The organism is Sporosarcina jeotgali (assembly GCF_033304595.1).
GTDB lineage: Bacteria > Bacillota > Bacilli > Bacillales_A > Planococcaceae > Sporosarcina > Sporosarcina jeotgali.
In genome coordinates, this window is the sequence record NZ_CP116341.1 from 230,511 (window position 1) to 247,054 (window position 16,544).

Here is a 16,544-nt window from a genome sequence, read left to right on the forward strand (position 1 = left end):
ATGCCATGCTTTCACCTAACACTATCACGCGACCAATTAATAGGACTGGGGAGAGCGCTCATAACTGGCGGGAAGTGATCATAACCATGGAAAAGAGCTCATAAACCGCGGAAAGTGATCATAACCCCGGGGAAGCGCTCATAAACCGCGGAAAGTGATCATAACCACGGAGAAGCGCTCATAAATCTAGGAAAATGATCATAACCATGGAGAAGCGCTCATAAACCGCGGAAAGTGATCATAACCACGGAGAAGCGCTCATAAATCTAGGAAAGTGATTATAACCCCGGGGAAGCGCTCATAAATCACAGAAAGTGATCATAACCCATAACCCTAAGGCTGCTTACATAACATCACACCGCACCCCTCAATCAGAATCTACAACTATCTACCGAAAGGAAATACTTAACTCCTGTCGAATAGAATAAGAAAGGGCTTACAAATCTATCAACCTATTTTGAAAGGGGAATGCAGCAATGAAACTGAACAATTACATCAATGGACAATGGGGTACAGATACAGGAGCAGACTATACAGCAGTGAAAAATCCTGCAAACGGGAAGACACTTGCGGAAGTACGGTTATCCACCGCAGATGACGTCAGCGAAGCGGTCGCTGCCGCGAAAGCCGCTCAAAAGAAATGGGCGCGTGTCCCTGCGCCGAAACGGGCGGATTACTTATATGAAATCGGTCGGATCATGATTGAAAAGAAAGAGCATCTATCCCAAGTACTCACAAAAGAAATGGGGAAAGTCATAGAAGAAGCGCGCGGTGAAGTTCAAGAAGGCATCGACATGGCTTATTATATGGCAGGCGAAGGCCGCCGTCTCTTCGGTGAAACGGTGCCATCTGAACTTGATAACAAATTTGCGATGAGCGTTCGTGCGCCAATCGGTGTCGTCGGATTGATCACACCGTGGAACTTCCCGGTTGCGATTGCTACGTGGAAATCGTTCCCGGCAATTGTTGCGGGCAACACATTCATTTGGAAGCCGGCTACTGAAACACCGATGATGGCGTATGAAATGGCGCTCATATTTGAAGAAGCTGGTTTGCCTGAAGGCGTGGCGAATGTCGTATTCGGAAGCGGCGGCACAGTCGGAACTGCAATGATTGAAAACCCGGATGTCCGTGTTATTTCATTCACCGGATCGACGGAAACAGGACGACGCGTCGCAGAGCTGGGCGGGCGCCACTTGAAAAAGGTATCCCTTGAAATGGGGGGCAAAAACGCAATTATCGTCATGGACGATGCGGACATTGACCTCGCAGTTGATGGCATCCTCTGGAGTGCATTTGGAACCGCTGGACAGAGATGCACTGCATGCAGCAGGGTCATCGCGCATACGCATATAAAGCAGGAACTTGAGCAAAAGCTGCTGGAAGCGATGAAAGGTTTGACCATTGGCGACGGGGCAGACGAATCGAACAAAATCGGTCCGGTCATTAATGCAAAAGCACTCGAGAAAATCAGCTATTACGTGAACGTTGGGAAAGAAGAAGGAGCGAAACTGCTGGCAGGCGGAAATACGCTGACGGAGGGCCATTATACAGGCGGGCACTACTTCGAACCGACCCTTTTCACAAACGTTGCAGCAGACAGCCGTCTCGCACAAGAAGAAATCTTCGGACCTGTCATTTCCTTGATTGAAATCAGCAGCTTGGAGGAAGCGATTGAAGTGAACAATAGTGTCGTGTATGGCTTGTCCAGCTCGATATTCTCTCGCGATGTCAACAAGATTTTCCAAGCACAGCGTGACCTCGATACAGGGATTGTCTATGTGAATGCTGGAACTACTGGTGCAGAAATCCACTTGCCATTTGGCGGGACAAAAGGAACGGGCAACGGTCACCGTGACTCAGGTGTTGCGGCGCTTGACGTCTTTACGGAGTGGAAAAGCATTTACGTTGATTTCAGCGGCAAGCTGCAGCGGGCGCAGATCGATAACAACTAAAAGGAGGATGATTGGATGAAAGTCGTCGTATTAGGTGCAGGGTTAATGGGAAAAGAAGCCGTTCGGGACTTGGTGAAGAGCGATGAGGTCACAGCTGTCTATTTAGCGGATCAAGACGTTCGAAAAGCGGAGAATTTTGCAGATGAACTTTTGTCCGACAAACTTAGTATTTTAGTACTGGATGCTCGCAATGAACTACAGCTGAGTGAAGTCATTGCACTCGGCGACGTCGTCATCAATGCCTTGTTCTATACATTCAATGAAACGGTTGCCAAACTGGCGATAGCAGCTGGCGTTCATAGTGTAGATCTCGGCGGACATATCGGCGGAGCAACAGATGCTGTTCTTAATATGAAAGAACAAGCCGAAGCGCGCGGAGTCACGCTTATTCCAGACTTAGGGGTGGCGCCTGGGATGATCAACATTCTCGCAGGTTACGGTGCGAATAAGTTGGATCATGTAGAATCCATCCGTTTGTTTGTTGGCGGTGTACCCGTCAATCCTGATCCGCCGTTTAACTACAACATCGTGTTTTCATTGGAGGGCGTATTTGATCACTACACGGACTCGTCACGAGTAATCCGGGATGGCAAAGTTTTAGAACTGCCATCACTGTCTGAAATTGAAACCGTCTATTTTGAGGATTTCGGCAACATGGAAGCTTTCCATACATCAGGCGGCACATCGACACTCATTGAATCCTTTCCGGATGTCAAAACGCTTGAATACAAGACTTTGCGCTATCCAGGACATGCGGAAAAGTTCCAATTGCTCGTCGACCTGGGCTTGCTGTCACGTGAATCGACCATCCAAGTTGATGGGAAGCCGCTGCGTGTGCGTGACGTCATGCGTGCGCACCTAACACCGCAAATGCTGCTGGGTGACAAAAAAGATGCAGTCCTGCTCCGCGTTCTCGTAAGCGGTGAAGCTTCCGGCATGCCAGCAACTTATGAATACAACATGACCGTAACAAAAGATACGGATATGAATGAAACCGCAATGGCTCTCGCGACTGCAAATACCATTTCGGTGGTTGCACAAATGATTGGCGGAGGTACGATTACGAAACGCGGCGTTTATCCGCCTGAATCGATCGTACCGGGCGAACTCTATATCGAAGAGATGGGCAAACGCGGGGTCCTCATTACCGAAACTATTCATACAGGTGAAGCTGCACGCTAATCCGAGCACTTCGAGGAGGGACAGAAATGGATTTCAACTTTACGGAAGAACAGCAGTTGCTGCGTAAAACAGTGAGACGTTATGTCGATGATCGAATCCTTCCGAATATCGCAAAGTGGGATGCGGAGGGTGGTTTTGATCCTGAAGTTTGGAAAGAACTTGCTGAACTCGGGTTTATGGGGACGTGTATTCCCGAACAGTACGGCGGAAGCGGTATGGACTATAATGCGCTGGCTATTTTGTGTGAAGAACTGGAACGCGGGGATACCGCGTTCCGAACCGCGGTATCGGTTCATACGGGTCTGAATTCGTTAACGCTTCTGCAGTGGGGAACGGAAGAACAGAAGCAGAAGTATTTGATTCCCCAAGCTAAGGGGGAGAAAGTCGGTGCGTTTGGTCTGACGGAGCCCGGTGCGGGATCAGACGTTGCAGCAATGGGATCTACTGCTATTCGTAATGGAGAGTATTATGTATTGAACGGTCAGAAAACTTGGATCTCATTATGCGACAGTGCCGATCATTTTCTCGTCTTTGCCTATACGGATAAATCGAAAAAACATCACGGAATATCTGCGTTCATCGTGGAACGGACGATGCCCGGTTTTTCATCCAGAGCCATCAAAAACAAATACGGCATCAAAGCCGGGAATACGGGCGAACTGTTTTTTGAAGACATCCGCGTACCAGTTGCGAACTTGCTTGGAGAAGAGGGAGAAGGGTTCAAAATCGCCATGTCTGCACTCGATAACGGTCGTTTCACAGTTGCTGCAGGTGCGGTAGGTTTAATTCAAGCCTGTATGGAAGCGAGTGTTGCGTATTGTGAAGAACGCAGTACATTCGGAAAGCCGATTGGACAGCATCAGCTCGTTCAGCAAATGATTGCACGGATGGAAGCAGGTTATCAAATGAGCCGTTTGCTCGTCTATCGGGCCGGGGAGATGAAAAACACAGGGCAGCGAAATACACGTGAAACGTCGCTGGCTAAGTGGCAAGCGTGCGATTTTGCCAATCAAGCTGCGGACGATGCTTTCCAAATCCATGGAGCCTATGGGTATTCGGACGATTACCCCGTAGCGCGGTTCTTGCGCAATTCGAAAGCTCCGGTGATCTATGAAGGAACACGGGAAATCCATACGATTATGCAAGCGGAGTATGTGCTTGGATATCGGCAGGACAAGCCCCTCAGCAACATGCTGCCATCTTGGCCATTTGACGAAAACGTGTAACTATCCTGCTTCAAAACCGACTCATCTAGTAAAGGAGATGAGACTATGTACAAAAAAGCTGTACTTGCGGTGGCGGTCGGGGCTGCGGTTGTCTTATCCGCGTGCGGAACGGTCCATGCCCCCGTGAAAAAAGAAGAATCGAAGCCAGACAAAGCAGCTGTAAGTTTTGATGAAGACGACTTTTTGAAACTGAGTGACCCGGCTAACGAGCTCGGTAAGCAGCTGGTAACCATGGTAAAACCAGATGAAGACGGCAATGTTTTCGTATCTCCAGTCAGTCTCTTGATGGCATTGTCCATGCTTCAAAATGGGGCGAATGGAGAGACAAGGGACGAAATTCTGGAAGCGGTACAATTAAAAGGCATGGATGAAGAAGCCATTAATCGTGCGAATGCATCGTTGCTGGATTATCTTCAGCGTTCAGACGAAGAGTTGACGCTGAAAACAGCAAATTCCCTATGGATGAATGATACTTACACGCTTCAAGACGCTTTCAAAAGTGTCATCCATGACTATTTTTCAGCGGATGCAGAAGAAATCGATATCAGCGACTCGAAATCTGCAGCCCGTATAAATGCCTGGGTGAAGGCTTCGACGAACGGTAAAATTGAGAAGATGGTTGACGCACCCCTGGATAGTGATCTTGTCATGTATTTGATGAATGCAGTGTACTTCAAAGGATCTTGGACGTATCCGTTCAACGAAGAAATGACAGAAAACGGGATCTTCAATCTTGAAGACGGCAGTGAAGCAACAGTGCCATTCATGACGCTGCACGAATCTCTTCCTTATTTCGAGAATGACCAGTTCCAAGCGGTCTCGCTGACTTACGGGGATGAAGGAAAGATGACGATGGACGTGTTTGTGCCGAAAGAAGGTCAAGACGTGGAGTCCTTCCTAAAGTCATGGACGGCTGAAAACCGTACAGCATGGAACGATTCTTTTGAAACTGCGCCCGGCTCAATCCGGATGCCGAAGCTTCAACTGGACTATGAAGCGGATATGAAAGCCCCGCTAATGGAATTAGGGATGCAAAAAGCCTTTAATGGCGGATCAGCGGATTTAAGTTTATTGGTACAAGAAGAAAAAGAAAGATTATTTGTCAGTAAGGTGAAACAGAAGACGTATCTATCGATTGATGAAAAAGGGACAGAGGCGGCTGGCGTCACTTCCGTTACAGTGAGTATTGAATCAGCACTTAGCGGCGAGCCGTTTGAAATGTCTGCAGACAAGCCATTCTTCATCACCATCCGCGACAAAGAAGCAGATGTGTTGTTGTTTGCAGGGAAGATTGCAAATCCTGTTCAAGGAAACTAGTTGTTTAACGTCTCGATGCCAGCAAAGGTCATTGAGACTTTTTCTTTTATGATGAATATATGTCTGATAAATCTAATAAAATAGTTTTTTATTGGAAACTATGATAAAATAGAGTAGTTGAAATGAATCAGCATTTTTTTGCACTAGATTGTGAAGAATTTCACAAGAGAGGGGAAACTAAAATTGAATATTACGATTGTTGGTTCAGGGCACGGAGGTTCTACCGCGGCAGCTTGTCTCGCGCGCGATGGTCACCAAGTGAGTATGTTGAAGCTAAGCAATCAGCCAAACGAGCATTTCGCAAGACTGGAAGAAACAAAGTGCATCACATTGAAAGAGGGGGAAAAGGAACAAACCGTCCCGCTTCATGCTGTGACACGCAATCCTGCAGAAGTAATCCCACACGCAGATATTATCCTCATTTATTACGTCTCAAATTACCACAAGTCCCTCGCGAGCGCTCTAGCTCCGCACTTGCAAAAGCATCAAACGGTTTATATTTGTCCGGGGTATCTCGGCAGTATATTCTTCTTGCATGAGTTAAAACGAATCGGCAGAACAGGAGACGCACCGCTATTTGCAGAAGGTGAAACGCTGCCGTACAGCTGCAGAATTACAAATCCAGGTGAGGTTACACTGTATTCCGTGAACTACGGTCATCCAATTGCGACCATTCCGGCTGATCGTGTTCAAGAGGCATGCCGCACGTTAAAACCAATTCTCGGCAATTGTATTCCGCGTGAGCATATTGCTGAAGTGGCACTGCACAACCCGAACCTCATTATGCATACCGTCGGGATTGCATTAAACGCAGCGTACATCGAAAACTCGGATGGTCAATTTTCGATGTATACGGAAGGGTTCACTCCATCTACATGGAAAGTGGCAAACGAGTTAGATCAGGAAAAGATGGATATGCTTGAAAAGATCGGTTCGAAGCCCCGTTCATACATTGAAGAGTTCAAAGTGCGCACGTTCACTGACCCGGATGCCCAATCAGATGATGAAGCGTTCGCCTTTTACGCAGACAGTGTTAAAGATCTGCATACGAAATCCGTTAATAACCGGTATATTACAGAAGACGTACCGATGGGCCTAGGACTTCTGCACTCTCTTGGCAAGCATATTGGCATGCCAACACCCGTCGCAGACTCCATCATTACGCTTGCAGGTACAATGGTTGGGGACGATTATTTCGTCGAAGCCCGTACAATTGAAGAATTAGGATTTTCTACGGCAGAGGAATTGTTAACCTTCATCAGTCCTAACAAAATGACAAAAGTATAATAACGAGTGAAAACGGAGGAGCAAGTATGTCCTTCGTTTTTACTTGTCAACAATTTGAGAAAAAAGGTTGCAATCTAATTATAGGGAGCGTATTATAAGGAATGACCGAATGACCATAATTGAATTATAGTCATTTTATGATGAAAGAGGTGGGCACATGGATCGCAGAACGGAGATTTTAGAAGCCGCTGCAAAATCCTTCTCACTGTTTGGCTACAAAGCGACTACGATGGACCAAGTCGCTAAAATTGCAAACGTTGGGAAAGGTACGATTTACACATTCTTCGCGAACAAAGAAGAACTGTTCAACGCCATTGTCGTCGGAATGATTGAAGAGATGAGGACAGAAGCGGAAGCCGCTGCAATTGAAGGGGCAACATTTGAAGAAAATGCGCACGCTCGTCTTATGTCAATTTTGAAATTTAGAACGACGCACCAACTGTACGCCAAACTGATTGATGAAGGGAAAGAAATCCGGACGCCTGCCGTACAAGAAGTCCTCGTAGATATCGAGAAACAGATTGTAAAATTCATTGCCGAGAAAATCCAAAAAGGCATTAATCGCGGTGAAGTCAAACCATGTAACGTTGAAATGGTCGCGTATTTGCTGTTTAAATCGTATATGGCACTCGTTGTAGACTGGGGGAAAACCCACGGTACAGAGTTGGATCAAACAGAGATCATCGATTTACTGAGTAGTACCATTTTTAAAAGTCTCTTAATTTGAGACTTCTTTTTTCAAGCATTAATGACCAGAAAGCAAAAGCGGTCAACCAGTCAAGGAGGAGAAAAGATGAAGAAGACAATGACAGGAGCGGAATGGAAGCAGTTATTGCGCACACGAAAAATGATTGTGCCGATGATTGCGATTCTATTTATACCGGTATTATACGCAGGAATGTTTTTATGGGCGTTTTGGGATCCGTACGCAAACATGGATGCATTACCCGTTGCAGTTGTAAATATGGACGAAGGCGCAGAGTTTGAAGGGAAAGACTTGGATCTAGGGACCGAACTGGTCGATAAACTCGTCGACAGTAAGCAGTTTGACTTTCAAAGTATAACGGAATCCGAAGCTAAAAAAGGTCTTACGGATCAGGATTACTACATGACGATCGAAATTCCAGATAATTTTTCGCAGCACGCGACAACGTTATTGGATGAAACACCTGAGAAACTAGCATTAATCTACAAACCGAACGAAGGTTACAACTTCCTATCGGCGCAAATCGGTGAAACAGCGATGGATCGCATCAAAGCGGAAGTGAATGAAAAAGTATCATCCACGTATGCGGAACAGCTTTTTGACTCCATTAAAAAAATGGGGGATGGGTTCGGAGACGCAGCAGACGGTGCAGGAAAACTTCATGACGGTTCTGGCAAACTTGTTTCAGGAACAGACGATTTAAAAGGATACTTGGCGCAGCTTGCTTCAAGTACAGTAACACTTGCAGACGGCTCGGATAAGTTGAAAAAAGGTGTTATCGAAGCTGCAAATGGCGCGTCTTCATTAAATTCGGGACTAGGAACATTATCGTCAGGTGCTGGCGAGCTTCAAAACGGTGCTCAAAAAGCATCTGCGGGTGCAAGCGATTTGAATGCAGGCCTGACTCAATATACGCAAGGTGTTGGGAAACTTGCAAGCAGTTATCAGCAGATTGGTGCAAAAGAAAAAGAATTCGGAGCAGGTGTGAACAACCTTGCTGAAAAGTCAGGCTCCCTCAATGCAGCAGCTGGTCAGCTAACTGGCGGAGCGCAGCAAGTGAACGCAGGACTCGGTCAATTATCGGAACAGCTTGCACCGATTTTAGCTTCCCTTCCTGAAGAACAAAAAGCAGCAATACAAGGCGCTCTTGGTGAATTGAAAGCAGGCAGTGCCCAAGTAGCAGGCGGACTTGGCGAGTTATCACAAGGAACTGCGGCACTTCAATCAGGAGCAAAAGAATTGAATGGAGCAGCCGGTCAATTAGCTGGGGCACACGCTCAAGCTCTTGCAGGAGTCAATGAATTGAACAGTAAATCCGGACAATTGCTTGCAGGATCCTCTGCGCTGGCTGAAGGAAACAGCGCGTTGAATGCAGGTGCTGGCAAACTCGCTGCAGGCGCAACTGCTGCAAAAGAAGGATCTGGCAAGCTGGTCGATGGACTATCGGCGTTATCAGCTGGAACAAAAACATTAACAGATGGAACAGGGACACTTGCTTCGAAATCACAAGACTTAGCAACGGGTTCAGCAGCACTTGCTGACGGAGCGAAAGAATTGGATGAAGGAACAGGAACCCTTCAAGAAAAATTGACTGAAGCGAACGATACCGCTTCCGAAGTCAATCCATCAGACAAAACTTATGACATGGTAGCCGCTCCAGTAGATGTAGAGAAGTCAGCGGTCAACGAAGTACCGAACTACGGAACAGGATTTGCACCATACTTCCTATCCCTGGGATTATTCGTCGGTGCGTTACTATTATCCATCGTATTCCCGCTAGTTCAACCAGCAATTTCACCAACAGGTCCATTCCGCTGGTTCGCAAGTAAAGTTTCTGTGCTCGCAGTCGTCGGGCTCATTCAAGCATTGATTGCTGTAGGCGTCATTAAATACGGGTTAGGCATGGATACCATCAACACCCCAATGTTCATTCTTACAGCGATTATCACAAGTTACACATTCATCGCGCTCGTACAATTGTTTGTTTCTGTATTCAGTGACGCAGGACGCTTCCTGGCGATTCTCGTCTTGATCATGCAGCTCGTCACAAGCGCGGGAACGTTCCCATTGGAATTGATTCCAGAACCGCTTCAGATTTTCAATAAATTCTTGCCGATGACATACTCTGTTCAGGCATTTAAAGCATCAATTTCTACAGGCGATATGACACATCTCTGGACGTCGAATGGCATATTGCTTGGCTTTATGGTTGTGTGTCTGGCGTTGACAGCAGGCTATTTCGCATTGTTGTTCAAAAAACGTCATTCTGCACCAGAAGTTGCAGAAGCATAAGAAAAAATTCAAAACCGGCAGACGGAATACACGTCTGCCGGTTTTTTGTGGATAAAAAGTAAGGGGTTTGAAAAGTTATCGACGGACAGCGATGAAGTTATGCCCAATTGGGGATTGAAGCGGGGTTATCCACAGAGAAATTATTTTGTTATGTGTCAAGTTGGTGTTGGATAAGAGTTATCCACTTGTTATGGGTATGAATCGGTGATATCTCTGCAGGATGGAGTGTTTGCTGAGCGGCGATGTAGTTTCTAGATCAGCTTGGTTGACTTGTCGGTCACTCTCGGGTGTTTCTCGATCAGAGATGTTGACTTGTCCGACACCGGCTGGGATTTCTCCGACACATAGGAGAGTTTGTCGATAACGGGACACAATTCAAGTGCGAAAAGGGATTAATTGGTAGCGCTGCGCTTGTTTTTGCAGTGAATTCTTGTGGCCAGGGGTGAATCGGCCAGATGGGAGTAGAAATCGGCCACATTGCGTGATGAATCAGCCAGATCCAGAGATGAATCGGCCAACTCGAGACGACAATCGGCCAGATGAGCAAATGAATCAGCCACCGCACACAATTAATCAACTTAAGAGGGCTTCCCCCAGGCAGCGGGCTACCGCACTAAGAACCTTAGATCAACAAAAAAGCAGCAATCCCCGACACTCGGGAATTGCTGCGCTCGTATGAAATTACGATCCCACAAAGTCTCCGCCATCGACGTGGATGGTTTGGCCTGTCATATAGCTGGAATCGTTTGAAGCGAGAAACACGTAGGCGGGTGCGTTTTCTGCAGGCTCGCCGCGGCGCTTCATCGGTGTATTATCTCCATGTTTTTTAACGGTCGCTGCATCGAACGTCGATGGGATGAGGGGCGTCCAGATTGGACCTGGCGCAACGGCATTTACACGAATCTTTTGATCGGCCAGATTTAGGGCAAGCGAGCGTGTAAACGTCGTAATTGCTCCTTTGGTTGCGGAATAATCGAGAAGCCCTGGAGATCCGTTATAAGCGGTAACTGAAGAGGTGTTGACGATTGAGCTCCCTTCCTTCAAGTGAGGCAGCGCGGCTCTAGTCAGATAGAAGAGTCCGAAGAAGTTCGTTTCAAACGTTTCACGCAGCTGGTCGCCTGAAATATCCAGCAATGATTTTTGCGGAAATTGCTTTCCAGCATTGTTCACGAGCACGTCAAGTCCGCCAAATTCTTCAACGACGGCCTCGACCAACTCTTCGCAATTCTCTTCTTCACTAATATCGATACGTTTTGCAAATGCTTTTCCGCCGTACTTTTCAATGAGTTTAACGGTTTTATCCGCATCCACATCTTCTTCCGGACTTAAATAAGCAATTGCCACGTCTGCGCCTTCTTTTGCGAAAGCAACGGCTACTGCGCGTCCGATTCCGCTGTCTCCTCCCGTGATTAACGTCTTCTTCCCAGCTAGCTTTCCAGAACCTTTATACAGTTCATCGTCGTAAATCGGCTGGGGTGACATTTCTGCTTCTACACCAGGCTGCTGGTCTTGGGTTTGGGGTTTTACGTTCTCGTCGATTTCTTCGTATTTATCTTTTGTCATTTTAAATCCTCCTAACCGGTTATCTAATAAAAGTATTCCCATATGCAATAGTGGCAAACCTCGTGTGTTTTTGAATATACTATTAGGGAAGAGTAAGATTAATAGGTGTATCAAGTGGGGGGATGTTGGTGTGAAAAGTGTTACCCTTTGGCAGCGGCTTCAAATGCCAATCGCTGCAATCGTTTGGCTGACATCTGCTGCGGTATTGCTGTGGCTGCAGAGTGATCAGAATTCCTTATACGTGTTAGTAGGATTTGTCGGGGCTGCGGTCCTATTTTTCTTAGCAACTGACCGCATGGCTTTTTTTATTTTTATTTTATTAACGTTAGCGACGGTTTTTTACTTTTTGTACGAAGCATTTTTGGAGGGCTGGTCACCAGGTGAGCAAGCTGCCGGAATTGGCACTCACTTTTTGTTCCTGCTGCATCTTTTTGCACTTTACAGTATTGCAAAGTACGTCTATTCATATCGTTTAGAAAATATGACCTTGAAAAGTCGTTTGGAAGAGTTGCAGGAATACATTTCTGAACATGGTGTATTGACGAAACGAGAATTTGAAAAGCAATCTTCCTTAGTGCTGTCCACCATGGCAAGACATAGTGAACCGGGATACTTCATTCAAGTAGATTTATCGGAACTCCGCAAAACAGCACGTAAACAAGCGTTAATTACGTGTTCATCTATCATTTTCGGTACATTGCGGAAGCATTATGATCTCGTAGGTCATTTTAACGACAAGACGATTGTTGTGTTATTGCAAAACATTAGTGAAGACGGATTCAAGATTGTCGAGGAACGGCTGAAAGAAAAGATGAAAGTACAAATCGAAGAGGGAGCTTACGAGCAAATCAACTGGAACGTCCGTCAAATAGAAGGAGAGCGTTCCATTGAAGAATTGTTGGTGATTCGATGAATAAACGTCTCGTCCTTATGCTCGTTTTAGCAACTGTCTTTCTAGTGGGACTTGTGCTGGCTGCAATCTTTAACGTGAAAATTCTTCTGTTTATCACAACAGCTCTGTTTTTGACATTGCTTGGCTACTATTCACTCTTGACGCTCGCGGGTCTTTATAATCGCTTGAAGAAACGTGAGATCCCGGAATTGAAGTTTTATCCGGGCGTTGATATTTTAATACCAGCTCATAATGAAGGTGTGGTCATCAAAGATACGATTGAAGCGATGACGGCGCTTAATTACCCGGGAGATTTGCAAATCTACGTGTTGAATGATAATTCGTCAGATGAAACCGGAGAGATCGCGGACGATTTTGCAGCCACTTTCAAAAACGTCCATCACATTGAAGTACCTCCTGGTGAACCGCGCGGAAAGTCCCGAGTGCTCAATTACGGGTTAAGTATTTCATCGAATAAGTATTATTGTGTCTATGATGCGGATAATCAGCCAGATTCAGAAGCGCTGATCAAGTTAGTCGCAACAGCTGAAGAAAACAAGAAATCAGCCGGTGCTGTGGGGTATGTGAGAACGATTAACGAGCAGAAAAACTGGCTGACTCGCATGATTTCAATTGAGTTCCAAGTGTTTCAATTGCTGATGCAATCAGGACGCTGGCAATTATTCAAAACGGGTTCATTAACTGGAACGAACATGCTCGTAAAACGCAGTGTGATTGAGGAACTCGGCGGATATGATCCGTATGCGATTGCAGAAGATGCTGAACTGACGCTTCGAATTACGAAAGCGGGATACTATTTACCGATTGTTCCGGATTCCATTACATGGGAACAGGAACCTGAGACGCTCGGAGTTTACTTAAAGCAGCGGACACGATGGCTGCAAGGGAACTTGTATATTGTTGAAAAAACGTTAACAGAACCAGGCTATTTCAAAGGAAAGCTTCTCGTTCACTCAATTCATCAGTTACTCGTGTACGTGATCTTTTGGCTGTTCCTCATCATTTCGTATGTGTGGTTTGCGTTAGGGATCTTGGATATCTTCTACATCGAGTATACGTATCCGCTGCTGTTCATCTGGTATTTAGCGTACATTGTCTACACGACGCAGCTGTTTGCCGCACAGGCAACGCAGCGAACCTTCACTCCGCTCAATGTGTTCATTAGCGTGATTATGTACTTCACCTATGCGCAGCTGTTTTCGTACTTGTTCGTCCGCAGTCTGATTTTGTATGTGAAAGCGAAAAAGAATCGACAAGTGATCGGCTGGGATAAGACGCAGCGTTTTAAATCGAAATGAGCACCTGCACCAAAAAAGAGCAATTCCAAGTCCCTGCGAAAGGGGTTCGGAAAAGCTCTTTTTATTGGAGTCACTTAATGAGTTTTTCTGCCGGAACCGGAGCACCGATATAATACCCTTGGACGGCATCGATTCCCATCGTTTTCAGCAAGTCGTATTGTGCTTTATGTTCGACTCCTTCAGCAATTGTGTAAAGGCCCATCGATTTACTGAATTGAATCATTCCTTCAACAAGCTGTTGTGTTTTTGGATGCGAGAGAAGGCTGTTCATATAGACTTTGTCGATTTTCACTTTTGAAATCGGCAAATGCTGCATATAGCGGAAAGATGCATAGCCTGTACCAAAGTCATCGAGGATGAATTCAACTCCGGCATCCTGCAATTCTTTCATCTGCTGGATAATGGATTGCTCTTCTTCAGCTTGGAATGCGAACTTTTCCGTGATTTCTAATTCAAGCTGACCCGGTCGGCACGAAGTCTCCTGCAGGATGCCAAGAATATTGTCTTTCATCGGATTGTTGGAGAATTCACGAACGGACGTGTTGACTGAAACGTGAGGCGAACCTTTCTTTCTATCCAGTTTAACAGCTAACTGCGCAGCCTCCGTCATTACGTATGCACCAATATTGGCAATCAATCCATTCGCCTCGGCAATCGGAATGAGCTCATCAGGCGTTACAGTGCCAAGCTCATCATCTTCCCAGCGAACGAGGGCCTCGTAGACTGAGATTTTATCGGAAGCAATATCGTATTGCGGCTGATAGACGACTTGCAGTCTATTATGATCAAGTGCGGTTAATAACTTCCGGTTAATGAGTGAACGGCGGTCAAGCACTTTGTGAGAAGATGCGGATAACGAAACAATCTTCCCGCCGCCTTGCTGCCGGACTTCTTCTAATGTCATAGCGGATGCTTCCAATAAATTCACAAAGCTTTTCTGGTCCTCAGGGTAGCGGGCAATCCCGCCGCTAATCGAGAGAGGCAGGGCTTCGTTGCCCACATAGATCGGCTGCTGTTCAAGAAATTCCAGGAATCCTTGAACGTACCAGTCGCCAAAAGGAGTTAAAATGACAAATTGACTTCCTCCGACGCGTGCAATCGGGTTATCTTGGAAGTAGCGCTTTAAGCGATTGGCAAAGGCTTGGGTAAGCTCTGTCTCGGCAGTTCCTGCCTGAAGTTCTTTTAACGTATAATAATGGTCGATTGACAAGTAGACGAAGGAAAAACTTTTTTCATCCTTTATCATCTCGTTCACGAGCACTTCTAATTTATGACGGCTCATTAGACCCGTTTCTACATCGATGAATGCAATCTGTTCAAGGCGTTCTTTCAAATGCACTTCTTCCGTAATATCAAGTTCAAGGAACATCGTACTTTCCAGCATCCCGTCTTCTGACATGGAAGGGACAGCGAGCAAGTTGGTATAGTACGTTTCACCTGTGCGTTTCAGCTTTTGTGCAGTTCCGAACCAAGTCTTACCTTCTTTGAGCTGTTCCCAAATAACATGGATAGCATCTTGTGCTTCCTCGTTTTCATCGAACATTTGCCAAATAGTTTTGCCTAAAATACGTTTAGGAGTCCAATTGCTTACGTTCAGAAAATTTTTATTTACCGAAATTACGAGACCTTCGGCATCAGTTCGGGTTACCATATAGTAATGATCAAGACTGCGACGGATGTCAGGCATGTCCGGATCGATTTGTTCACGCAAGGTTGTCATGCTGTGTTCCCCTTTCAACTAGTTCATAAGACTAGTATATAGGAAAACAAAGAACTTTTCACCTATAAGTGAAAATAAAAATAGTGTAATTTGATATAGATAGATTTTATAGAAATGAAGGTGATTTAATGGAGCGGATAAAAGGACTAGCAATGATTATCATCGGTGCGTCATTATGGGGACTATCGGGTCCGATGATGGAATGGACGCTTGGGCATAGCGGGATGTCCGTCTCATTTTTACTGACAATTCGCCTTCTTACAGCAGGTTTGCTGCTAATTGCCTATTTAAAAATAAAAGGGAAGCAAGTGACGCGGCCATGGCGCCAAAAAGTATGGGCCCGCCAAATGCTGATATTTGGGGTTGTGGGAATGCTGGGTGTGCAGTTTTCATTCACCTCTGCAATCGCACAGAGTAACGCAGTTATTGCGACACTCTTCCAATTTTTGTCGCCCATCTATGTCATTCTGTTCGTGTCAATCCGTCAGCGGTTCATCCCGCCCGCTGCGCAGATCATTGGCATGTTTGTGACGTTAGGCGGTCTCTTCTTATTACTGACAAATGGATCTTTATCCGGCTTCAGTTTAAGCCCGAGTGCTGTATTCTGGGGAATTGCAGTGGGATTTGCATTCACATTTTACACGCTTTATCCAGTTCGACTCATGCAAGAGTGGGGCGTGCTGCTATCCATTGGCTGGGCAATGGTTGTTGGAGGATCCACCTTGCTAATTACGAACCCAGTCATGATGGTCCGGGATTTCAAGTATCTGTTTGACTGGAAAATTACGCTGATGCTGCTGGGGGTTATCATTGTCGGAACGGTTGCATTCTTGCTGTTCTTATCCAGTATGAAATACATCTCTCCAATTGAAACAAGTATCCTTTCCAGTTTCGAACCGCTGACTGCCATGATCGTATCGGTTATTTGGCTCGGTGCTGTTCTCGGTGTCTGGCAGCTGACAGGCGCAATCGTCATGCTGCTGGGGGTTACAGGAATTTCCATTGCCGGAGGACGGATGAAAACATAGTATTTTGAACGCTCTCCTTTGAGGGCGTTTTTTTATACATTAAATAGCTTCATCATA

General features: G+C 46.0%; 12 protein-coding genes. 10 read left to right on the plus strand and 2 right to left on the minus strand.

Annotated features, from left to right (window positions below; genetic code table 11):
* Positions 1 to 476 precede the first annotated feature (476 nt).
* From PGH26_RS01190 to PGH26_RS01220, 7 genes are all read left to right on the plus strand, one after another.
* Positions 477 to 1,955 carry an aldehyde dehydrogenase family protein gene (locus PGH26_RS01190; protein ID WP_323692214.1) on the plus strand — a complete coding sequence of 493 codons (1,479 nt, stop codon included), beginning with the start codon at positions 477 to 479 and terminating at the stop codon, positions 1,953 to 1,955.
* A 15-nt stretch (positions 1,956 to 1,970) separates the two neighbouring features.
* A complete protein-coding gene (locus tag PGH26_RS01195) occupies positions 1,971 to 3,137 on the plus strand; it encodes a saccharopine dehydrogenase family protein (protein WP_323692215.1) in 1,167 nt (388 codons plus the stop codon).
* Between the two features lie 26 nt (positions 3,138 to 3,163).
* Positions 3,164 to 4,363, plus strand: a complete 1,200-nt coding sequence (locus tag PGH26_RS01200) for an acyl-CoA dehydrogenase family protein (protein WP_323692216.1) — start codon at positions 3,164 to 3,166, stop codon at positions 4,361 to 4,363.
* Positions 4,364 to 4,408: 45 nt separating this feature from the next.
* On the plus strand, positions 4,409 to 5,680 hold the full coding sequence (locus tag PGH26_RS01205; protein WP_323692217.1) for a serpin family protein: 1,272 nt from the start codon (positions 4,409 to 4,411) through the stop codon (positions 5,678 to 5,680).
* A gap of 183 nt (positions 5,681 to 5,863) precedes the next feature.
* Complete coding sequence (locus tag PGH26_RS01210) at positions 5,864 to 6,967, plus strand: NAD/NADP octopine/nopaline dehydrogenase family protein (RefSeq protein WP_323692218.1); 1,104 nt, start codon at positions 5,864 to 5,866, stop codon at positions 6,965 to 6,967.
* A 157-nt stretch (positions 6,968 to 7,124) separates the two neighbouring features.
* Positions 7,125 to 7,694, plus strand: coding sequence for a TetR/AcrR family transcriptional regulator (locus PGH26_RS01215; RefSeq protein WP_323692219.1), 570 nt, complete (start codon positions 7,125 to 7,127; stop codon positions 7,692 to 7,694).
* Positions 7,695 to 7,760: 66 nt separating this feature from the next.
* Positions 7,761 to 9,965, plus strand: coding sequence for a YhgE/Pip domain-containing protein (locus PGH26_RS01220; RefSeq protein WP_323692220.1), 2,205 nt, complete (start codon positions 7,761 to 7,763; stop codon positions 9,963 to 9,965).
* Between the two features lie 681 nt (positions 9,966 to 10,646).
* Here the strand turns inward: PGH26_RS01220 and PGH26_RS01225 are convergent.
* The gene (locus PGH26_RS01225) at positions 10,647 to 11,528 is read right to left on the minus strand and encodes an SDR family oxidoreductase (protein ID WP_323692221.1); all 882 of its coding nucleotides are present in this window, start codon (positions 11,526 to 11,528) and stop codon (positions 10,647 to 10,649) included.
* A 130-nt stretch (positions 11,529 to 11,658) separates the two neighbouring features.
* On the opposite strand from PGH26_RS01225, the gene PGH26_RS01230 reads away from it, so the two are divergent.
* Positions 11,659 to 12,441 carry a hypothetical protein gene (locus tag PGH26_RS01230; protein WP_323692222.1) on the plus strand — a complete coding sequence of 261 codons (783 nt, stop codon included), beginning with the start codon at positions 11,659 to 11,661 and terminating at the stop codon, positions 12,439 to 12,441.
* Complete coding sequence (locus tag PGH26_RS01235; protein ID WP_323692223.1) at positions 12,438 to 13,739, plus strand: glycosyltransferase family 2 protein; 1,302 nt, start codon at positions 12,438 to 12,440, stop codon at positions 13,737 to 13,739. Before PGH26_RS01230 ends, PGH26_RS01235 begins: the two co-directional genes overlap by 4 nt.
* Before the next feature lie 70 nt (positions 13,740 to 13,809).
* Here the strand turns inward: PGH26_RS01235 and PGH26_RS01240 are convergent, their stop codons facing one another.
* Positions 13,810 to 15,459: a sensor domain-containing protein gene (locus PGH26_RS01240; RefSeq protein WP_323692224.1), complete on the minus strand. Its 1,650-nt coding sequence runs from the start codon at positions 15,457 to 15,459 to the stop codon at positions 13,810 to 13,812.
* A gap of 128 nt (positions 15,460 to 15,587) precedes the next feature.
* Between PGH26_RS01240 and PGH26_RS01245 the strand changes: the two genes are divergently transcribed.
* Positions 15,588 to 16,487 carry an EamA family transporter gene (locus PGH26_RS01245; protein ID WP_323692225.1) on the plus strand — a complete coding sequence of 300 codons (900 nt, stop codon included), beginning with the start codon at positions 15,588 to 15,590 and terminating at the stop codon, positions 16,485 to 16,487.
* Positions 16,488 to 16,544 lie beyond the last annotated feature (57 nt).